The following is a 273-nucleotide window of genomic DNA, read 5'->3' as shown; positions in this document are numbered from 1 at the left end:
TAGTTTTGAAGTCAGTATTCGTTGAGTCACACCTATTAATTTAGGTAATCAAAACTTTAAATTGAAGAGTTTGATCATGGCTCAGATTGAACGCTGGCGGCAGGCCTAACACATGCAAGTCGAGCGGAAACGAGTTATCTGAACCTTCGGGGAACGATAACGGCGTCGAGCGGCGGACGGGTGAGTAATGCCTAGGAAATTGCCTTGATGTGGGGGATAACCATTGGAAACGATGGCTAATACCGCATAATGCCTACGGGCCAAAGAGGGGGA

The organism is Vibrio sp. 10N.261.51.A3 (genome assembly GCF_041471965.1).
Classification (GTDB): Bacteria; Pseudomonadota; Gammaproteobacteria; order Enterobacterales; family Vibrionaceae; genus Vibrio; species Vibrio crassostreae_C.
The sequence above is the reverse complement of the archived record's forward strand: the minus strand, read 5'-3'. Positions refer to the sequence as shown.